14 protein-coding genes are annotated in these 21,084 nt (G+C 52.2%); 2 read left to right on the plus strand and 12 right to left on the minus strand.

Going from position 1 to position 21,084, the window contains the following annotated elements; all coding sequences use genetic code 11:
- Positions 1-71: 71 nt before the first annotated feature.
- Positions 72-914 (minus strand): carbohydrate ABC transporter permease, encoded by an 843-nt coding sequence (locus tag GQS10_RS14435; RefSeq protein WP_166243365.1) that lies wholly within the window; start codon positions 912-914, stop codon positions 72-74.
- Between the two features lie 18 nt (positions 915-932).
- Positions 933-1,817, minus strand: coding sequence for a carbohydrate ABC transporter permease (locus tag GQS10_RS14440; RefSeq protein WP_166243367.1), 885 nt, complete (start codon positions 1,815-1,817; stop codon positions 933-935).
- Between the two features lie 211 nt (positions 1,818-2,028).
- On the opposite strand from GQS10_RS14440, the gene GQS10_RS14445 reads away from it, so the two are divergent.
- Positions 2,029-2,580, plus strand: a complete 552-nt coding sequence (locus GQS10_RS14445; protein ID WP_341805074.1) for a GbsR/MarR family transcriptional regulator — start codon at positions 2,029-2,031, stop codon at positions 2,578-2,580.
- A gap of 13 nt (positions 2,581-2,593) precedes the next feature.
- Here GQS10_RS14445 and GQS10_RS14450 read toward each other — a convergent pair whose 3' ends face one another.
- Positions 2,594-3,580, minus strand: coding sequence for a sodium-dependent bicarbonate transport family permease (locus GQS10_RS14450; RefSeq protein ID WP_166243369.1), 987 nt, complete (start codon positions 3,578-3,580; stop codon positions 2,594-2,596).
- Positions 3,581-3,806: 226 nt separating this feature from the next.
- Here GQS10_RS14450 and GQS10_RS14455 point away from each other — a divergent pair, with 226 nt between their 5' ends.
- Entirely contained in the window at positions 3,807-4,364 is a 558-nt protein-coding gene (locus tag GQS10_RS14455; RefSeq protein ID WP_166243371.1) for a hypothetical protein, read from the plus strand.
- Between the two features lie 163 nt (positions 4,365-4,527).
- Here the strand turns inward: GQS10_RS14455 and GQS10_RS14460 are convergent, their stop codons facing one another.
- From GQS10_RS14460 to GQS10_RS14500, 9 genes are all read right to left on the minus strand, one after another.
- Complete coding sequence (locus tag GQS10_RS14460) at positions 4,528-10,890, minus strand: phosphodiester glycosidase family protein (protein ID WP_341805075.1); 6,363 nt, start codon at positions 10,888-10,890, stop codon at positions 4,528-4,530.
- A 423-nt stretch (positions 10,891-11,313) separates the two neighbouring features.
- The gene (locus GQS10_RS14465) at positions 11,314-12,222 is read right to left on the minus strand and encodes an RNA polymerase sigma-70 factor (RefSeq protein ID WP_243735176.1); all 909 of its coding nucleotides are present in this window, start codon (positions 12,220-12,222) and stop codon (positions 11,314-11,316) included.
- Positions 12,206-13,525 carry a phytoene desaturase family protein gene (locus GQS10_RS14470; protein ID WP_166243373.1) on the minus strand — a complete coding sequence of 440 codons (1,320 nt, stop codon included), beginning with the start codon at positions 13,523-13,525 and terminating at the stop codon, positions 12,206-12,208. The genes GQS10_RS14465 and GQS10_RS14470 overlap by 17 nt, the downstream gene beginning before the upstream one ends.
- Positions 13,526-13,741: 216 nt before the next feature.
- Positions 13,742-14,983 carry a metallophosphoesterase gene (locus GQS10_RS14475; protein ID WP_166243375.1) on the minus strand — a complete coding sequence of 414 codons (1,242 nt, stop codon included), beginning with the start codon at positions 14,981-14,983 and terminating at the stop codon, positions 13,742-13,744.
- Positions 14,984-15,088: 105 nt separating this feature from the next.
- Complete coding sequence (locus tag GQS10_RS23685; protein ID WP_166243377.1) at positions 15,089-16,708, minus strand: response regulator; 1,620 nt, start codon at positions 16,706-16,708, stop codon at positions 15,089-15,091.
- Positions 16,709-16,711: 3 nt separating this feature from the next.
- Positions 16,712-18,460, minus strand: coding sequence for a sensor histidine kinase (locus tag GQS10_RS14485; RefSeq protein ID WP_166243379.1), 1,749 nt, complete (start codon positions 18,458-18,460; stop codon positions 16,712-16,714).
- Between the two features lie 18 nt (positions 18,461-18,478).
- Positions 18,479-19,372 carry a phosphogluconate dehydrogenase (NAD(+)-dependent, decarboxylating) gene (gene gnd, locus GQS10_RS14490; RefSeq protein ID WP_166243381.1) on the minus strand — a complete coding sequence of 298 codons (894 nt, stop codon included), beginning with the start codon at positions 19,370-19,372 and terminating at the stop codon, positions 18,479-18,481.
- 7 nt (positions 19,373-19,379) lie between these two features.
- Entirely contained in the window at positions 19,380-20,195 is an 816-nt protein-coding gene (locus tag GQS10_RS14495; RefSeq protein ID WP_166243383.1) for a carbohydrate ABC transporter permease, read from the minus strand.
- The gene (locus GQS10_RS14500) at positions 20,192-21,073 is read right to left on the minus strand and encodes a carbohydrate ABC transporter permease (protein ID WP_166243443.1); all 882 of its coding nucleotides are present in this window, start codon (positions 21,071-21,073) and stop codon (positions 20,192-20,194) included. Before GQS10_RS14500 ends, GQS10_RS14495 begins: the two co-directional genes overlap by 4 nt.
- Positions 21,074-21,084 lie beyond the last annotated feature (11 nt).

Genomic DNA, 21,084 nt, shown 5'->3' on the forward strand with positions numbered 1-21,084 from the left:
TTTTTTACATCGAATTCGGTTGAAAAATGTTATGTATAAACGCTTTGTCTTTCTATGCTGTTTGCCGCCGGTTACCCTTTGTTCACGCCGAAGGAGTGACTCACCCCCTTCATCAGCAGACGCTGCGACACCGCAAACAACAGCAGCAGCGGCAATATGGTCAACGTGCTGGCTGCCATGACCAGCGGCCATTTCATCCCGTACGCGCCGCCCTCTACAAAAAAGCTGCGCAGCCCCGCCGACACGAGATGCAGGTCGGGATTTTTCGTAATGAGCGACGGCCAAAAATAATTGTTGTACATCTGAATAAATGTAATCAGACCGAGGATGACGAAGCTGGACCGGGCGAGCGGAAACGCCATCGTCCAAAGGATCCGCCAGTTCGACGCGCCGTCGATCTTTGCCGCCTCCACCAGCTCCTTCGGCAGCTGCAGAAACGCCTGACGCACGAAGAAAATCGAAAACACGCTGACCGCATTGGAAACAATCAGCCCGGCGTACGTGTCAATAAGGCCGAGATTTGACAAAATCACATACGAGGGCAAATACGTCGCCGACACCGGCAGCATGTAGCTCACCAGAATAATTAGGAACAACGCATTCGCCAGCGGAAAGCGCATATGCGTCAAGGCAAACGCCATCATCGCCGAATTGATCGTTTGGATGAGCACGATGATCGTCGCCACAAACACACTGTTAAACAAATACAGCCCAAACGGAGCCGCCGTCCACGCTTCAGCGAAATTGGCCCACATCGGCTCGGCCGGCCACAGCACCGGCGGGAAGCTCCAAATTTCATCATTCGTTTTTAATGAGCTGGTAAGCATCCAAAGAAACGGAAAGGCCATGACGATCCCAAGCCCCAGCAGTACGATATGCCGAAGAGGAAGCATCAGCAGGCGAGCATTTTTCATAGACGGTACAGCCTCCTCCTACTGCAAGTAATGAACGTAGCGTTTGCTGACCCACATCGAAAGCAGCGAGAACAGCGCGGAAATGCCGACAAGCACGAGCGCAATAGCGGATGCTTCCCCTACGCGGAATCCCTCAAACGCCGACTGATAATATAAGTAGAGCAGTGTCCGTGTCGAGCCCGACGGACCCCCTTGCGTCAAAATGCTAATTTGGTCGTACGCTTGGAACGCTTCAATCCACAGAATGATAAACAGAAAAAACGATGTCGGCGATAGGAGTGGAAGTGTAATGCGGGTAAAAATCCGCATCCGCCCCGCTCCATCCAATGAAGCGGCTTCCTTCAAGTCCTGCGGCACCTGCTGCAGCGCAGCCAAATAAAATATCATTGCCCAGCCGATGCTTTTCCACACCGACACGATCATGACCGCGGGCAGCGCCCAATCCGAGCTTTTTAGCCACTCGATGCTCGGGATGCCCATCATTTCTAAGAAAGCATTCGCCAATCCAACCCGCGGCTCAAAAATCCACGACCATACAATTGAAATGGCGACCGTCGTCGTGATCCACGGGGAAAACAAAACCGCGCGATACACGCTGGACCCGCGCAGCTTCCCCTGCAAAAGACAGGCTAGGGCAAGACCTCCCAGCATGACCGGAATGACCGTACCCGCGCCGAACATGAACGTCACCCGCAGCGCTTGGTAAAAGTCATCATTTTGCAGCAGCTCCGTGTAGTTTTCCAATCCGACCCACAGCTTGTCTGGGCTCATAAAATCCCAATCGGTAAAGCTTAAATAAACGACATAGGCCATCGGTGCGAGCCAAAATACGGTCAGCGGGATCATAGCAGGCAAGCAGAACAAGTATGCGGAGGGCTCCCCCAGCCGTTTGCGCCAATTCATCGACACGACTCCTTTGTTCAGTTTTTATTGAATACTCGGGTATTTCACTTTAAAATCAACAAAATATCTCCTAACGTTCAAAAAATATTGTACACTCGAAAGTGTGAAAAAGCGTAAACGCAGTGTTAACGCGGTTTTAAGATTTTTTTAATGGACAGCATCCGGTATAATAAGAGGTAGTGTTCAATTTTTTTTGAAAGGAACATCGAGGGTGAGCGGATTGCATGAACCAAAACCGGGAAAGCCGTCGTTAGAAGAGCTGAAGCAGGAAATCATTGAAGCCATCGCGGAAACGATGGATTTATACGGCGCCACACCTTCCGTGGGACAGCTGTACGGAGTTATGTTTTTCGAGGACAAGCCGATGACGCTTGAGGAAATGAAAACCATGATGAGCATGAGCAAGAGCAGCATGAGCTACGCCGTGCGTACGTTAATGGATTCGCGGATGGTGCACAAGCTGGAGGAAAAGCAGGAGCGCAAGGATCTTTATGTCGCGGAACATGATTTCTACAAAGCGTTCCAGTCGTTCTTCACGACCAAGCTGCAGCGCGAAATCGACGTCATGACTGCGGCTGTGCACCGCGTACTGCCCGCCGTGAGGGACATGATTCTAAGCCTTGAGACGAGTGAAGAGGAACGGAATAAAGCCCTGCTTATCCATCATAAAATGGCTCACGCCCTCGACTATTACGAATGGCTTCAGCAATTCGTCGATCAGCTGGAGCAGGGGACACTGTTTGCCCGCCCGGAGGAAAAATAGCCAGAAGGAAAGCTCACGCCTGCATCACCTGCGCAAACCAATAGTAAAACGGAATGCCTGCAATTAAATTGAACGGCAGCGTAAGACCGAGGGCGGAGCCGATATATATGCCCGGATTCGCCTCCGGGATCGCATCCTCAATCGCCGCCGGCGCTGCAATATAAGAGGCGCTTGCCGTGAGCAGTCCCAAAATAAAAGCGCCGCCTAGCGACAGCCCGACCACCTTGGCCGCCACGACAATCCCCAGCATCCCGCCAACCAAAGGCAAAATAAAGGCAAAGAGAAACGAGGCGATGCGGTATCCCCGCAGCTGACGAATACTCTGCGTCGCAATCATCCCCATGTGAAGCAGGAAAATACATAATATACCATAAAACAAATCGCCGAAGAGCGGTTTTATTTTCGCCAGCCCCTCCTCATTTGCAACCAAACCGATAAAGATTCCACCCAGCAGAAGGAAAATGCTTTTACCGAAAAAAGCCTCCTTCACCGCATGCCCTAGCCCCGCCGCCTGCTTTCCGCTGCCTTTATGCTCCAGCCATTTATAGAGCACGATTGCCGAAATAATCGCGGGCCCTTCCATCACGACCAGGATCGCTGTCATGAAGCTTTCATACTCTATCTTCATTTTATCTAGAAAAGTGAGTCCGGCGACAAAGGTAACCGCGCTCACCGAACCGTAATGTGCCGCGAGCGCAAGCGCGTCCGGGCGCGAAAACCGGAACACCTTTTTCACAAGAAAATACGTCAGCCCCAGCATGAGCAGGCAGAGTGCCAATGCAGCAATCCCTGTAACAACCATCGCGGCAAAAGAGCCCTGTTTCAGCTGGGTTCCTCCCTTGATGCCAATTGTAAACAAGATAATCATCGTATATCCGGTGTAAAATGCCTCCGGCACCTTTAGATCGGAATTGACCACCGTGGCCATGATCCCGATTAGAAAAAACAAGATCAGTGGAGATAGCAGGTTCAAGGTTGCGATTTCAATAATCAGATTCATGCGCTTTGTCCTTTCGTAATCCCACCATATCGGCAGGTCCCTCTCCCTATTATGGGACTCCACTCCTTTTCCCATAACCTGTAGAACCCTTTTCATCTATTGCGGTTCGACAGCGGATTGCGACTGACTTTGATAGTGCCCTTCTGGTATCCTAAAATCCCAGCAGACTGAAAAAGCACGATACCGCTGATGAGGGCTGGCACTATGGAATCGGGATGTGGTTGCCATGAGAAACAAATTGATCGCACTTCTCTTTGTATTTGGAATCGTTACCCTAACCGCCTGCGGAACGTCCTTGCAGCAGGATCAACTCGGAGCCGCCGAGCAGCAGAAGTACTATGAGGCTTTGGAGGACATGGCCGATGCTGCCTCAGCCATCGTCGAGGTTGAGCTTACCGGAAAAAGCGACACCGTCAAACACCGCGAGGCAGATTTTAAAATAACGGAAGCCACGGTCAAACGGGTCATTAAAGGGGACGAGCAGTTGAAATCTACCACCGTTCGCATTTTGGAGGTGGCCGCCTTCGGCATGGATGATCATAAGAGAAACGTGCTGTTCTTGGAAAAATATGCAGGACCGGTCATCGACGACGCTTATATCGTGGCAGGGGTTTATCAGGGGAAGTTTAAGCTCGACAAGGATGACAAGCTGGTCTATGACGGGCATCGCAATGGCGGTTTAAAGAGCTTTCAGTCCCAAATCGAAGGACTGCCTATGGCGGAGGCGGAAGCCAAAATCCAGCAGGCGATGCAAAATGCAAAGCAGCCAAAATCGCTGCAATAAGCTGGAAGGTAACGGGGCAATCGCGCTGATTACTTCAGTTCGAAAACATGTGGTGCCAGATGGAGAAAAGGAACGGTGGGTAACCCGCTCATCCATGAGGCATTAAAAAAATCGCCAGTCCGCCCTGCTTTGCAGGGGGCTGGCGATTTTCGATTTCGGGATGTTACTTCGCTTTGTCCAGCTTGGCAAGCAGCTCGTATAACACGGCTGCGCTTTCCGCACGGGTTGCGCTGCCTTCCGGCTCGAAGCGATGCTGCTCACGGCCGTTCACGAGCCCTAATGCTTTTGCTTTAGCTATGGCCGTCTGCACCCATTCCGGCGCGGACACAACGTCCTCGAACGCATGGGCCGAGTCGCCGGCTACCTTGGTTTTACTTGCATATTCGTAAGCACGAACGATCATAGCCGCCATTTCCTGCCTAGAAATTGCCGCTTCCGGTGCAAATGATTCTTTGCTCAGTCCGTTAACCAGACCCGCTGCTGCGGCACGTGCAATATCATCCGCATACCAAGCCTGTGCCGGCACATCCGCAAATGCAGGCTGGGATGCTTCTCCTGCAACCCCCAGCTTCAAGGCCCGCACAAGCATCGCGGTAAACTCCGCGCGAGTCACCTTCCGGTCTGGGCTGAACCGCCCTGCCTCACCCTGTACCAGCTGCTTTGCAGACAGCTGAAGAATGACGTCGTGCGCCCAATGGCCAACCGGTACGTCACGGTATTCCGCCGTATATTCCAGCACCGCATAACGGCTAAAATGAGTAACTTCCGCCGTCAGCATGCCATCTTCCCAGCGCCCGCCGACGTACTCAAGCGTTCCGCGATCCGAGATATAATAAATTCCGGTAAGCTCGCGATCCGCCTGCGAATTCACCTTAAACGAAATCTGCAGAGGCTGTGCAAACTGCGTTAGCTTCATGATCTCCCCGCTCTGCGTCGTAATCGAGAGGGTAAAGTTATAGGCCTCTCCAACCGAACGCAGCCCGGCGCTATAACGTCCTTCTGCATTATCCAACAGACGTGCTTCTTCTTCCTCTCCAATCGGAGCCACGGTCAGCCTGATCAAGCTGCCCGCCAATTCGTCTTCACCAACAAGCCCGCTCAGCTCGTGTAGAACCGGAATCGGAATGGACACATGCAGGTTGTCCGCCTCCACCCGCAGAGGAGACCCGGACACTTGAGTAACATTCGCCGGAATTACCAGCTCCCGCAGCGGCTGCTTCAATTGGATCGTCTTGCCTTCCTTCAACTCCAGTTCGCTAACCTCATACTGCCCGTTTTCTTCCGGTTTCACAGAAGGAGCTGGGGCCTGCGGGGTCGTTGAAGCCGTATCCCCGTCGCTATCCTCATCTTCGTCGTTCCCGTTGTTGCTGGTGGTGGTTACGGTAAGAGAGAATTCATCACGCTTTCCATGATAAACCGCCTGAATCACAGTCGTACCAGCCTTTAGCGCCTTCAGTTTACCCGCCTGATCCACGGTCGCCACCGCCGAATCGCTGCTGCTGTAGGCTACGCCTTCCGGCAGTGCCACTTTCGTGCCGTCGCTGTATACGGCTTTTGTTACCGCTTCGCCTGTTTCGCCGACCTTCAGCGCCTCCGGCCCACTCACTTCAATGCCGGTCAAAGCCACGTCCGGCGGAAGCACCTTCAGCGTGTACGTATCGCTAAAGCCACTGTACACCGCCGTGATAACGGCTGTGCCCAGCTTCAACGCTTCCAGCTGGCCTTTGTTGTCTACGCTTGCCACTGCCGCATCGCTGCTGCTGTAGGCTACGCCTTCCGGAAGTGCCACTTTCGTGCCGTCGCTGTATACGGCTTTTGTTACCGCTTCGCCTGTTTCGTTGACCTTCAGCGCCTCCGGCCCACTCACTTCAATGCCGGTCAGGACTACGTCATGCGGAAGCACCTTCAGCGTGTACGAGCCACTTACGCCTGCGTACACCGCCGTGATAACGGCTGTGCCCGCCTTCAACGCTTCCAGCTGGCCTTCGCTGTCCACGCTTGCCACTGCCGAATCACTGCTGCTGTACGTTACGCCTTCTGTAATCGTAACTCTGCCGCTTAACGTATACACCGCTTCAACGACCGTTTGTGCCGTCTCACCCACCTTTAATTGGGCTGCTCCCTGAAGCTCCAGCTCCTCGATGACATCCAGCTTCTTGAGCTCGAACCGGTCGACCTCGCGTCCGTCCACCGTCTTGGCAATAAACGTCAAGGTGCCGCCTTCCACCTCAACCTTGGAATAAATTTGGGTGCTCTCCTTAAACACAACTTCCTGCCAAGGCCGGACATAATGCTCATAAAACTTCGGTCCGGTGGAGCCGCCGATTACATATACCGTACCTTGACCGCTCGGTACTGCGAAGCCATTGCTCATCGGATAGGTTCGCAAATAAATATGATCATGCCCATTCAGCACCATATCCACCTTAAATTCATCCAGTACCGGTGTCCAATGCGTTTTTACTGCTTCCGTGCTGTAATAGCTTCCATAAGGGCCGCGGTGGAATACAACGATTTTCCAAGGCTGATCCGTATCCGCCAAATCCTGACGAAGCCAGTCTCTTTGCTCGGCAAATTGATACTCGCTGTTCAGAACCGCTACGTGGACCTTGCCGTAATCAAAGGAATAATTCATGCCCTTCAGCTTGTCGATTCCATTCTCCGGGAAATTGAAGTGCGAGGTGAAATCCTTCCCTTCATCCCCTTCAACATCCGGATTTTCCCCGGTAACCTCGTGGTTGCCGACCACCGCTACCAGCGTCGTTTTCAACAGATTTTGCTGGGCAGCGTCAAACCACATGTTCCACTGCTCTTCCTCATGCCCATGGTCGACAATATCTCCGGCATGCACAATAAAATCGGCATCCGGCATATCGTCCAGGCCTGTTTGCAGCGTTTCGCCCCACATGTCAAAGCCTTCCTTAGTCGTGGCCTGCGAGTCGCCGAAGAACAAGAACTTCGTTGAATCGCCGCCCACCGCAGCCGTGCGGAACTGACCAACCTCACTGTAGCTGCCTTGGCCGTCACCGACCCGGTACGTATAGGCGGTATTCGGCTGCAAACCGTCTGCTGCCGCTTTGTGAACCCGGATCGTACCATCGTTATTCGTATGGTAGATACGGCTGCTTCCGTGATAACGGCGCACCTCCGCCCCCGCGTCCTCGAAGCTCGTAAACTTTGTGGTTTCTACGACGTCAACCACCGTTCCCTGTACATCCGGATTCGTGTTCCAGGAAAACCTGCGTGCCGTAGAAGGATCTTCGGCCATAGCCGCGCTAATATTGTAAGGCGTCATTTTTCCAGCCAGCTTGGATACTGTAAAGACCATAACCGGGCTGTACTGCGTATCCTTTACTGCCTGCAGACGGTAGCTCTTCACACTTTGCGTCAGCTTTCCCGTGGAAAGCATTCCGTTCGCATTGGTCTTCACGATTTCCGTTCCGTCCGTTAGCTCTATTCCATCGATAAGGAGAGCTGCGCCTTCCACCGGACGACCATCTTGGTCCTTGATCGTGAACTGCGTCTCGAAGCCTTCTGTCACGCCCTCATAATTCCAATCCAGCGTAAGCTGGGTTTCTATCGTCGATACGACAGGCTCGGCAAAAAGACGAAGCGGCGTGCTGCGGCCCTCAAACGAAACCTCTCCCGACCGCAGTTCGACGGTATGCGTCCCTTCTGCTTCCGGCATCACACGGAACGCAACCTGCGCCAATACATCCTCATCGGTAACGTTCTTAGCAGACGCCAAATCCGCAAATTGTACACGCACCGTTCCGGAATCCTCCTGCACGACTCCGGTCACCTGTGCAGCGCTCAGCTTCGGCCCCGGAATGACCTCAAAGCCGTCCGTTTTTGCAGGATCGAAACCGAATTCCAAGTATCCTCCGGTTAGTTGATCCGCTTGGTCCCCTTTGATCTCAAACACCGCCCGGTTTCCGGCCAAAAGCTTCTGCGGCACGGTGTACGTCAATTTAGGCGACCCAAGGTCTACGTAGAAGCTCCATTCTTTTACCGTTGGATTACCCGCCATATCTCGTACGGAAAGCTTCACGGTGTGCGGCCCCTCTTCCAAAGGGTCATTCGGAATATACGAGATTTGCCCTTTCGGCGGATACAATCCATGATCCACCCGCTGGCCGTCAACATAAAGACGGATCGTCTGCGGATCGATCAGCGTTGTGCCCGGCGAAGTAACCGGATCATAGCCTGCGTCCTCGGCTACGGCCTTAATTTCCGGCAGAGCTGTTTTTATTCTTTGCTTATCGGCCGGAGCAATGTTTTTGATGATCGGCGGTGTGCGATCCTCCGTCAACGGACCATAAACGGCACGGATTTGATCGACATAGATCACGCCCTTGGTCTTGTTGTTATTACTCGTTTCCATATACCGTACCGGTAAATCCAAAGAAAGAGGCAGCGACTTTCCTTTCGGCACTGTCGCCTCAACATAGTTCCAGCCGACCCAATTTACGCCGTTCTTACTGTCCACAAAATCAATCGGAGCTGCCTTATTGTCTCCATCACGGAGCTGTCCGCGAAGCCAGTGCTTCTGGCCGTCACCGTACACCCACATACTGATTTTTTCCGGGTATCCGGGGATTTGAATGCGCTGGTCCGTGCTTCTTGCAGCCACGTACGCCCCAGAAGTTCCGGTTTTACCGACGAAATCATATTCAAGACGCAGCGATTTGCCGCCAAAACGAACCAAATCCTCATTCGTCTCCACATCGATGGACACCGAATTATAAGCTGCTCCCGTTGCGCGGTAGTTGTCTATTCCCGCTTCGAAATCCTCCAGCACGACAGGAGGCGTACCTACCTCCACATCCATTGACGTTTCCACGTCTCCGTGCTTGACGTAAATTTTCCCGCTCTTGCTGTTCTCGCTCGTCGCCGTAAAAACCCCATCCGCATCAATCGTACCGATCGGCCCCTCAACACGCCACTCCAAGCTGCTGTTATTGGCTTGGACCACTTGGCCGCTGCGCAGCGCTTGAACCGACAGCGCGACCTTCTCTCCAGAGTTAAAGGCCTTTAGCTCATCCGGAAATTTCAGCTGCGTCAGCTCGCTGACCACCTCGATCTGCCCGGTGCCTTTAAGCGCTCCTGCCTGAACGCTCACCTTGCCTTCACCTGCGGCTTGACCCGCCGTAAAGCGGCCCTCGCCGTCGATGCTGCCAATCGCCGAATCGGCGCTCCACGAGCGTGCATCGTTATTCGCAGCAGGATGTCCGTTCGCATCGACGGCCGCTGCTTTCAGCGGGATCGTTGCTCCGGCAAGAACACGCTCAAAGCCCGGCTGCACGACTAGCCTCGCTGCCTCCCCTTCCGGCGCTTTATTGACGAGCAGCAAACTATTCCCCGTTTTGCGTTCCCCGCCGTCCGAGCCGCGATTCAGCATCCTGCGCGTCGTCTCTCCCGGAAGCTTCGCCACGAAGGTAGACGAACCGCCGCCGTCCAGGTTCATCGCTTCCACCACGCCAAGGTCTCTCAGAATCGTGGCCAGCTCTTCCACCTCAACCCCTTCACTGAAGCCCGGTGCGCGTCCATCGATCTCAAACAAGACGATCGTACCGTCTGCCTTTGTTCCGATTGCAGTACGCGGGTGGACACCGGCCGGGCCAACTCCCGCCTGTACCACGCCGTCCTTCACAATTGGGCCTTGTCCGCCGACCGCGACCATAACGTCGTTCCATTCGCCTTCCAAGGCAAGGTTGACCATAACTTCTTCCCCTGCTTTAAGCCCGGATAATACCGGCCTCATGCTGCCTGAGGCGGAAAGAACAACATGCCCTGCGGAGAGCGGGGTATCTCCTGCATTTTTGCGGACCTCCGACACCTTTAGGCGCAGCGTTTGGCCGCTTTTTATTTCTCCCTCCAAAATCTCCAGCAGCACTTCATCCCCGCTCGAGCCTGTATTGGTCGATGCCGCATAATGCACCGTATACATCACCAACTGATCGGCTCCGCGATAACGGTTAATATGCGTCAGATTGGTCGTTGTTCCCCCAATCGTTACCGTCTTGGTCAGCTTTGGGCTGCCGTATATCGACGTTCCGTCAGGCTTCAACCCGAAGGCATAGGAGGAGGAAGCACTGCTTAGGATCGTGCCCTCCGAAATAAACAAGCCGTTCGGAACTCCCGTCGCGTGCCCGCTAATATCGTAAAAATCGGCATTAATGCCGGCAATCACCCGATTCCCCGGGCGATCGGCCTCATTCGCCATTTGGGTTACCCCTTGGAACCCGGTGACCTTGCCGGACTTGGTGCCCGCCTGCAGCTCTAAGTTGGGGTTCTTCGGATCAAACTCGACTGCATGCATCTTTTCTGGTCCACGGGGAGTGGACATGTCATACCAAGAGTACACAGCCCCGGGGGCAAGCTCCATTTGCCGCATGTCGACAACTTGTCCGAATTCGCTTACCGGAACATCCGCTGCTGCCGCCGCAGGAATGGACGGCTGGATCAGCGCCACCATCATAAATAAGGTCATCCATATACTGAACCATCGTGATTTTCGATGCACTTGTCCTTCATCCTCTCCATTGAAAATCAGTGAATATGTTTACGTGTCTACATCGTCTCTATAAAAATAGTTGCGCCAGTGATACCCGTCGATGCCCCCTCTCTATCCATTTCTAGCAATCTAGTAAATCCGTCCGCTAGTAGACCCCTAAAATTATCCACAATATTTGTAAACTGTGCTTCATCCCCGCTTAAAGATTTGGTAAACGATTTCGGGAACATTGTCGATCCGACGGGAATGGTAGGGGAAAATAAGAAAACCTCTATCGAGGACCCTTCAAGGATGAGTGACCGCAACTCAGAGGTAGGTTTTCTAGTGATAAAGAATGTGTTCAACTCCGCTGAAAACTTATACATTCTTTATCGTTAAAAAAGGACCGTCGGCACTATGCCATACGGTCCAAGGTTTTCGGTTCCATTCGTTCTATTCTAAGTTTAGATGCCGTAATTTATCGGGGTTCCGAATGAGATAGATCTGCTGAACGCGGCCTTCACGAAACGCAAGACTAACGACGGTTGGATAGGCTTCGGATGGGCTGCTTAACATAAAGCCAAGCTGTCCATTAACTTTGACGAGCCGTACGCTTCCTGTGCCATTCCCTTTGGAAACTAGCCCATGAATGAAGGAAAGGACCCGCTGGCTGGATGTAATCGGACTAATGGCCGCCACAACCTTGCCTCCCCCATCACTGTACAGCACGATATCATCAGAGAGCATGGCGAGCAGGCCTTCCATATCGCCTGTAGCCGTTGCTTGGAGGAAGCGAAGTACGAGCTGCTCGGACTGCGCACTGGGGACCAGCTCCACAAGCGCCTCCTCTTGGATTTTCCGTTTCAGACGGCTGTAAATCTTGCGGCACCCAAGCTCCGTCTTGTTTACAAAGTCTGCAATATCGTCATACCCATATTCGAAAGCTTCCCTTAGGATGAATACGGCACGCTCAATCGGAGTTAGCCGTTCAAGCATGACAAGGAAGGCGTACGAGATGGTATCTTCCAATTCAATGGTTTGGAGTGGGTCCTGTCCTGCTGAGCCTGACGCCGCTTCATAGTCTTGCAGCAGAGGCTCCGGGAGCCAGGGACCGATATACACTTCTCTTTTATTCTGCGAGGATTTCAAGAAGTCGAGACAGCGGTTGGTTACCATTTTGCATAAATACGATTTTAGGTTGCGGATACTGCCGTCCTGGACATGTTCGTCCTTTTGCTGGATCGTGACAAACACGTCTTGCACCAAATCCTCCGCATGTGTGACAGAGCCTAACATCCGATAGGAAATGGAAAGCAGAAGCGGTCTATAAGTCCGATACGCAAGATCAAGCTCCATCATCATTCCCGTCCTTCTCTTTTGCTCGTCCTTCTATAATATGCCGGGCAGCCTCTTTCGCACTGGCCAAGGATGCACTGACCAGCACCCCCGCTGACCCGACCCAATCACCGGCGACGTACAATCCGTTACGCCCTTTGACTACAGTCCCAGGCCTGCCTTGGGAACCACCGTTCGCGGCGGTAACCATCCCGTGTGAGACGAGCATTCGCGGAAGGAAACGCTGCTGAATGACGTGTTTGCGCCAACCGGGTTGAATACAATCCAGAAAGCCGGTAAGCTCAAGCTCATCACGTTTGGGGTCCGTTTCTTTTGATGATGATAAATATTTCATGACATGCACCACTTCTTGTGTTGGATCATCGGATAACCTGGCCGCGGCGGAATGATTGGAATAATACCATGAATCCTCTACACCTAATACAAATTTCGTTTTTGGCCGGGGCATTCCAGATACAACGAGATCCAAGCATGCGGCACGAACAGGAATGATTTGCTCATAAATTCGGCTTTCCTCCGGAGTAAGAGCCAGCTGTAGAAAAGCCAGTGTTTCCTTTGGCCCTGCAGTAGAGATAACATTACGAGCTTTCAGCTCCACGCCATCTTTCAAAGTGACCGTCATCTGCGGGAAGCTTCCCTTAATTTCTCTAACAGTCGAGCTGATGCGGATCGATACACCCGCTTGCTTTGCCTGCTCCGTCAATCGATGGACAAGAGATCCCCAACCTCCATCTACATATAACACTTGACTCTGCTTGAGCTGCTCGACTGCAGCGCCTGCGCTCAGCAGATCCGCGTCATCGCAGTACGTGGCCAGGCGAACGAGCGCAAGCACAATGCTCCGAACTCGTGGACTGGATATTTCCGCTTCCAGAAGAGCCTGCAAACTAACCCCTTGAAGCGCATGAGTGTCTGTTTTGTAGAGTGTCCGATAGAATCGCAGCAGCTGGATTTTTTCATGCCATTTTAGTAAGGAACCTAGCAGGAGCTGTGCAAGCGGAACCGCCCTCATCCCGCCGCCTGAATCTTGGAAGACGAATGTGCTTGGCGGTTTCGGTGCTGCTCCTGTAGGGGTAACACCTACCTCTTGTAAAATAGAAAGCGCACTCTTGTTAAGAGCATGCGCGCCCAAGTTTACGCGTGCACCGGATAATTCTGTGGAAACAGAACGTCCTCCGGGACGGTCCCCTTTTTCGAGCAGAAGTACTTTGTGACCCGCCTTAGCCAAGAATATGGAGGCGGTTAAACCAGCAATGCCTGCTCCAATAATCGTAACATCCCAGATCGTCCCGTTGGTATTATTCGTCATGGAAATCATCCCTTCCTTCTGATACATACATGACGAGGAACGGCTCACTTTTGTGACCATGGGAGTCGTATCGCCGGCTGACCCCAGAACGACAAACGAAAAAGACTGCCGACATCGTTGTCAGGCAGTCCACATTCTAACCGAGGGGGTACAATTTTGAGGTTTTCCATCGAGTCTTCCTTGCGGGGCGGGGGATGTCGGTGAGCGGCGCTACTCTTACCGAGGCTTGTGCGGCTTAACAACCTTTTCCTTCTTTTTGTTTTCTGGAATCGGCAGCGGCTGCGCGCTTTGGTCGTTCGCCGTGAGGTCGATGCCGTAATCCTTGGCAAACACCATATGCGTATCAACGAGGACGTTCGGATCGCGCTCGTCCAGCTGAAACACGCGGGCACCGCGCAGCCGGTTCCGGTCCTCGCCCGGCAGTCCGTATGCGCCAAAGCCCGTGCTTCCGGCGTAACCCAGCAGCACGCCAAAATAATTGCCATGATACGTGTTCACGTGGTCATGCCCGCAAAACACGCCCTTCACATCGCCTCTCGCCAATATCGCCGAGAACAATCCGCTGTTGAACGGGCCCGGGCACTCATCCTCGTTTCGCTCGCCTACGATATTGTGCTTCGCCAGCGCCCGGGCATGATCCGCCTCCGAACGGCCGTCGATACTGTCAAACCACATAAACCGGTGCTCCCATAACGGGATATGAATAAACATTAAGGACGGAATTTTCGCGCCGTACTGCTGCTCCAGCTTCCTGGAGGTCTCCTCATACCAGGCCACCTGGTCAAAACGCAGCCAATCCCAGATCGGATACCCTTCAAAGTTTTGCCCTGCGATCGTATCCGGGGCGTAGCGTCCGCTGTCCATCAGCCATATATTAAATGCCGGCTTGCCGCCCTGTGAGCCCTTAATCAACAGGTTCATATTGCCCGTACCGGTTAGGCCCCTTGCTCCCGGCTCATTCACATTATGCTTGTACTCCATATAATATCGAAGCATGTCTTCTTCGTCGAACCCGCTGTTCGGCGTCGAATCCTCGTCATGGTTGCCGAACGTTACGGCCCACTTGATGCCCCGTTCCTCCATCGGCTGCGCGACGTTGTTCATCGCCTGCTTCATTTCCAGCTCGGTGTCGCAGCCTCCGGTAATGTTATCGCCGTTCAGCACGACAAAATCCGGCTGTTCTGCGTCGAGCACCTTCTCCATCAGCTCAATCGTCCGTTGATCGATGTACTCGTCGTCCTGCGTGTCGTTGAACTGGACAATCTTAAACTTCCCGTCCGGGTGAAACTGCAGCTTCGTTTGATGATTCGGCTCGGGCTTCTCTTTGGCTTGGGCGATCCCGCCAAGTGCATCGATTGGAATTCCCGCAGAGCCAAGCGTGAGAGCCAGACCGCTCATGCCTCCAAGCTTCAAAAACTTTCGTCTGCTTAACATTTTGCCTGCATCCTCATGACTCATCAACCGAACCTCCTGCAACGTTTGTTTACTAGACTCTCCTAAAAGGTAAACAAATAATGTAAAAGGGCGGTTATGCAGGTCTAAATTGTTTGTAAATCGAAAGATTCAAGAATGTTTGTCGCGGTATTCCTGAGGGGTAAGGCCGTACTGCTTTTTAAAGGCATGATTAAACGAATGCGGGCGCTGGTACCCGAGCCGCACCGCGATTTCATATATTTTGTCCTGCGTATGCGTCAGTAAATATTCCGCCTTCTTCATGCGGACACGGTGGGCATAGTCGCTAATGTTTTCGCCGGTCTCAACCTTGAAAATCTTCGAAACGTAGACAGGATGCAAGTATACATGTTCGGCGATCGTTTGAAGCGACACGTCGTCCGCGATCCGCTGCTCGATAAAAGCCCGAATTTCATTAATCAGCTGAATCCGACTGTCCTTCGTTTCCTGCTCCATGTCCTTCTGAATGGCGCTCAGCCCCTGCACGGCCCACTCGCGGAGCTGATTTACGGTGCGAAACGCTCCGCCCTCCGCCATCCGATTATAGGCCGCACCTAACAGCTGATGCATCTGCCGGCCATTTTTGTGACAGATATAAGTGTACGCCGAGGAAACGGCGAAGAACACCTCGAGCAAATGCTCCTGTGAGCCAGTATACTTCGCTTCAAGCTCGAGCAGAATCGCATCCAGCTTGTCACGGGCCTCCTTCCAGCGCGCCGCCTCCAGCAAATGATGGATTGTAGGCGGTTCATACAGCTGCTGGAGCGTGGATACTTGCATATTTGTATAATCGTCGCCGAGCCGGATGAGCAGTTCATGCTCGTTGCCTATACGCTTACGAAACGTACTCAGTGCCCGGTTATAAAGCGAAGCGACATCGTCAGGGAACGTCCCCCGGCTGCTGACGAGTATCGAAATTCTTCCCTTTAAGAACGTATTCACCGCCGATTGGAGCGACGAAGCCGTTCGTTCCAGCTGAACCGTATCCAGCAGAGCCTCATCCACCCCCTTCTTTGGCTTCAGGAGGAACAAAAGATAATCATGCGGCTCCTTCGTATGCCAGCTGTCAAACTGATTTCCGAACAGCTCCTCCACCATATTGCCGATTGCGTATTCCATAAGAGATAAATCCTGAACACCGTATTCCAGGAAATTGGACTCCAGCCGAATCATCAATATCGCGAAAGAATGGCGATCATAATTGGATAGCTTTAACATGTCCATTTTACTGCGTAAGGTTTCAGCGGAAATGGTACGGCCCTGAAGCAAATCATTCAGCAGACTGCCGCGAAGCTGAGGCAGGTTTTCATTAAACGCGTAGATCAGCCGTTGCTTGGATATGACTTCTTCCCAATCCCGCCTGAGCTTCTCGATGACATTCCGGACACTATCCAGCAGATCGCCTTCCTTTACAGGCTTTAGCAAATAGTCCTCCGTCTGCTGAACGATCGCTTCCTTCGCATATTGAAAGTCGGAATGCCCGGACAGCAATATACATCGCGTGCGCAGCCACCTGCGATTGATTTGCGCAATCAGCTCAAGCCCTGTAATCCCAGGCATCTGAATATCGGTAAGAACGATATCGATTGAAAGCTGCTCGAGCAGCTCAAGCGCCTCTTTCCCCGAATAGGCTTTATACACCTGCTCGACGCCGACGGACTCCCACGGGATCGTTGAATAAAGTCGATCGACTACGTGATCCTCATCATCTACGATTAAGAGCTGCACCACCCTCTATCCTCCTTCCGCCGGCAGAGTTGCGTTCATCGTTTTTCTGCGCCATGAAAGCACAACTCGCAAGCCGCCATTCGATCCTCTCTCAAATGTGAGCCCCGAGCCTTGTCCATATTGATAGCTTAACCGATGGTGCACGTTCCATGTACCGCAGCCGATATCCTCGGACATCGGAGCCTCAAGCTGAACACGAAGCAGAGCTAATCGCCCCTCCTCTACTCCAGGGCCGTTATCCTCGACAATAATCCGGTTATACTCTTCACCCTGTTCTCCGGTGATGACAATCCGATCGGCCTCTAGGCTTCGCTCGATCCCGTGGACGATCGCATTCTCGACGATAGGCTGCAGCGTCAACCGCGGAAGCTCCTCAGCCAGCAATTCATCAGGAATCCGAATCTCGAAATGCAGGCGATGAATGCGGAGCTGCTGTATCGATAAATAATGCCGGACCAGGTCGAGCTCCTCCTCCAGCCGTACAGTTTGTGTCTCCACCCGCGTCGTATAACGGTAAAATTCCGCTAAATGATGAGCCATCTCAACGACGGATTCCTTGTCCTCCAGCTCCGCGGAGTTAATAATAAAAAACAGGGAGTTATATAAAAAATGCGGTTGAATTTGCGACTGCAGCTGCTTAAGCGTCGCTTCCCGCGAACGTATTTTCTCCGCATACACATCCTCGACAAGCACTTGAATTTGCTCTGCCATTTCATTAAACCGAACAATCAAATAATCGAACTCGTTATTGGGAAGACGCTCGATACGAGAAGACAAATCCCCTCTTTTTAACCGCTGCACGCTTCGAATCATCGTAACGATCGGAATTTGCACATTTCGATAAAGCAAGTACGCTCCGAGCACACAAATCAACAGCAGCAATGCGATTGACGCATAAAATAATTGCCGTGATGTCAAAATCGGAGACATGATTTTCTGCACCGGAACATAATCGACTAGATACCAGCCCAGCTGCTCCGTTTTCATGTAACTGACAAGGTACTCCTCATTTTCGATCAGCAGCTTCTCCTGCCCGGAATGGTGCAGGCTTCGTTCCTGAAGCTCGTGCACAATAAGCCCTACAATCCATTTCTCTACCGTCGTGTTCACAATTGGATCAAAGCTTGGATGATATAAAAAAGGATCGCTGTTACGATCCTGCTTAAAAGCATTTAGAAAGCTTACAATATTTTCATTCCCAAAACGGACCTGATACATAACGCGCGCTTCCTGAACCTTCTGCGATTTGGTTGGATCACCGACCTCTCGAACAAACCGGCCATTTCCTCCAATGCTCTTCGCGTCTTCATAAGTCCAAGTACGATATATCGGTTTATCCCAAGGCCACACCGTCGTACCGTTCACAAAAATACTGGAGGACAAGATCTGCTTCTCCTTCGGCAGCACAATCGTTAACTCATTGCGCCAGCCGCTGGAAACACTTTGCAGGCTCAGCTTTTCCGTGATCCTCGACTGCGCCTTCAACACATCGTAAGGCTCCGGGGAAAAACGTTCTACATATTCTCTTATGTATGGATCGCTCCCCAAGATTACGGGAAGCATCGATAAGCGCTCGACATTCGAATCCAGACCGTGAACGGCGAACGAGAGCTGATTCATGTTCGCCGTTTCAATCCGCTCCTGCAGCACTTTGTTTGTGATTTGATTCGTGTATGCATAAAGCAGCAGGATCGGTATCAAAAGCAGAATGAGCATGATCACGATTTTGCTGAAAATGTTCAATCTCGATACCATCCGACCCGCTCCTTAAATTTATGACTTCATGACAGAATGCCCGCCAAATTCAGCACGCAGTGCCGACACCACTTTACCATGAAACGTATCCGATTCCTGTGAACGGTAGCGCATCATGAGCGACATCGCCATAACGGGCACTGCCGCCTGAAGCTCAAGCGCCGTCTCCACTGTCCACAAGCCTTCGCCGGAGGAGTGCATCACGCCTTGAATGCCGTCCAGCTTGGCATCCTTCGAAAGCGCGCGCTCCGTAAGCTCCATGAGCCAGCCTCGAATCACGGAGCCGTTCGACCATACTTTCGCTACATTCGGCAAGTCGAATTCGTAGTCGCTTTTTACAAGCAGCTCAAAGCCTTCCCCAATGGCCTGCATCATTCCATATTCGATGCCGTTGTGGATCATTTTAAGAAAATGTCCGCTGCCGCTTGGTCCCGCATATAAATAACCGTCCGGCACACACAGGTCCGCAAACAGCGGCTCTAGCGGCTCGAAAGCGGCCCGGTTTCCACCGATCATCATACACGCACCGCTTCGCGCCCCTTCCATCCCGCCGGAAGTGCCCACATCAAGGAAGTGGATATTCTTCTTCGCGCATTCACCGCCCAAACGAACAGAATCCTTATAAAAGGAATTGCCTCCATCGATGATCCGGTCTCCCTCGGCAAGCAATTCCGCCAGCTCGCTAACCACGGATTGGACCGCCCCCGAAGGCACCATAACCCAGACGGTACGCGGCCGGGGCAGCGCATCAACCAGCTGCTCAAGGGTTTCAGCCGACTGTCCTCCCCGCGACGTAAGCGCTTCAGCAAGCCGCTTGTCTCGATCCATTCCAACTACCTCGTGCCCATGGTCACGCAGATTGAGCGCTAGATGTAAGCCCATTTTCCCAAGACCGACCAGTCCGATTTTCATCGCTCCATCACCCTTTCACTGCGCCGGCAGCGAGACCGCTGACGACATATCGCTGGGCGAGCAGTGCAATAATGAGGACAGGCAGCGTAATAATGCATGCCGCAGCCATCAAAGCGCCCCAGTTGATTTCGGAGTAGGACATAAAATTAAACACCGCAATCGGAAGCGTCTTGGTTTTATCGCCGGCCAAAATGATAGAAAACATGAAGTTGTTCCAAGAGAAAATAAAGGACAGCAGAGACGCTGTAATGACACCCGGACCCGAGATCGGCATAATGATGCGCAAAAACACTTGGTGATGGTTACAGCCGTCGATCAAGCCGGATTCCTCAATTTCCTTTGGCAGCGCCTCAAAGAAGGAAATCATAATCCAAATAATAAACGGAAGTCCGACGAGCATATGGCTTAAAATCAATGCAAGATGCGTATCCACCAATTTAATTTGCGAGAACAATATAAACCAAGGGATGAGGAACGTAATCCCCGGGATAATCCTCGCAACCAGAATGAGCAGGCCGAGCTTATGCAGATGATGTCGAGCGATTGCATAGGCCGCAGGCAGGCCGAGCAGCAAGGAAAACAGCGTCGAGCCTAGTGCAACGATAAAGCTGTTCGAAATATATTTTAAGAAGTTGTATTCTTTAAACACACTCGTATAGTTTACACTTGTCGGATCAAAAACGAAAAACGAATCCGTGGACATAATTTGCGATTGTGTTTTGAAGGAAGCGACCAGCATCCAAATAAATGGAAAGGCGAAAACAAGAAGGACGAGTGCCGTCATTGCGGTTTGAAACAGACGAAAGCCCCATTTCTTTCTCATGATGCCGCCTCCAATCGTTTACGCATCCAAATCATTACCAACGTTAACCCCATCACAAGAAGGAAGAACAGAACAAGCAGCGACGATGCCATCCCTAACTTAAAGTATTGGAAGCCCAGCACGTAACCATACAGGTTCAACGTTTCTGATGCAAAGTTCGGTCCGCCCTGTGTCATCGCATAGATAATATCGAAGGTTTTCAAGACGTCGATCAGTCGCAGCATCGCGGCTACCAAAATCGTTGGGCGCAGCAGCGGGAGCGTGATCTGCGTAAACTTGGCCCATGCGCTTGCACCGTCGACATCGGCCGCCTCATACGGATCGGATGGAAGCGTCGCAAGCCCCGCCATAACAATAAGCGCGATCATGGGCGTCCACTGCCATACGTCTACGATGACAAGAGAAGGGATAACCTGGCTTTCAGAAGCGAGCCAAAGCAGCGGCTCAAAGCCCAGCGACTTCAAAATCATGTTGGCCACGCCAATCGTCGGCTCATAGATCAGCATCCATACGAGACCCATGGCAACCGGTGTAGCAACCATCGGGAGCAGGAAAACCGTTTTCACGAGATTTTTTCCGCGGAAATCTCGAGCCAGCAATACTGCAATTGCAACGCCCAGCACAATTTCTATAACGAGAGCGGCAATCGTAAAATAAAAGGTTGCCCCGACCGCATGCCAGAAGCGTTCATCCTTCAACAGCGCAATATAGTTATCAAGCCCGACCCACTTGGGCGGCGTTGTCGCCGACATGCTCCATTCGAAGAAGCTGATCCTTACCGTGTATATAATAGGAAACAGCATCATTATCAGCACGAAGATCACCGCAGGAAGCGTGTAAATCCACTTTAAATTTCGATCAAACCAGCTGTATTGCATTGAATCATTCA

This window comes from Paenibacillus turpanensis, assembly GCF_011421635.1.
Taxonomy (GTDB): Bacteria; Bacillota; Bacilli; order Paenibacillales; family YIM-B00363; genus Paenibacillus_AK; species Paenibacillus_AK turpanensis.

What these genes read in the sequence shown, in the direction of transcription:
- GQS10_RS14470 (WP_166243373.1), bottom strand. Translation starts at nt 13,525, where the DNA reads ATGACGAATAATACCAACGGGACGATCTGGGATGTTACGATTATTGGA.
- gnd (WP_166243381.1), bottom strand. Translation starts at nt 19,372, where the DNA reads ATGAAAATCGGACTGGTCGGTCTTGGGAAAATGGGCTTACATCTAGCG.
- GQS10_RS14435 (WP_166243365.1), bottom strand. Translation starts at nt 914, where the DNA reads ATGAAAAATGCTCGCCTGCTGATGCTTCCTCTTCGGCATATCGTACTG.
- GQS10_RS14475 (WP_166243375.1), bottom strand. Translation starts at nt 14,983, where the DNA reads ATGAGTCATGAGGATGCAGGCAAAATGTTAAGCAGACGAAAGTTTTTG.
- GQS10_RS14485 (WP_166243379.1), bottom strand. Translation starts at nt 18,460, where the DNA reads ATGGTATCGAGATTGAACATTTTCAGCAAAATCGTGATCATGCTCATT.
- GQS10_RS14450 (WP_166243369.1), bottom strand. Translation starts at nt 3,580, where the DNA reads ATGAATCTGATTATTGAAATCGCAACCTTGAACCTGCTATCTCCACTG.
- GQS10_RS14440 (WP_166243367.1), bottom strand. Translation starts at nt 1,817, where the DNA reads ATGAATTGGCGCAAACGGCTGGGGGAGCCCTCCGCATACTTGTTCTGC.
- GQS10_RS14455 (WP_166243371.1), top strand. Translation starts at nt 3,807, where the DNA reads ATGAGAAACAAATTGATCGCACTTCTCTTTGTATTTGGAATCGTTACC.
- GQS10_RS14500 (WP_166243443.1), bottom strand. Translation starts at nt 21,073, where the DNA reads ATGCAATACAGCTGGTTTGATCGAAATTTAAAGTGGATTTACACGCTT.
- GQS10_RS14495 (WP_166243383.1), bottom strand. Translation starts at nt 20,195, where the DNA reads ATGAGAAAGAAATGGGGCTTTCGTCTGTTTCAAACCGCAATGACGGCA.
- GQS10_RS14465 (WP_243735176.1), bottom strand. Translation starts at nt 12,222, where the DNA reads ATGATGATGGAGCTTGATCTTGCGTATCGGACTTATAGACCGCTTCTG.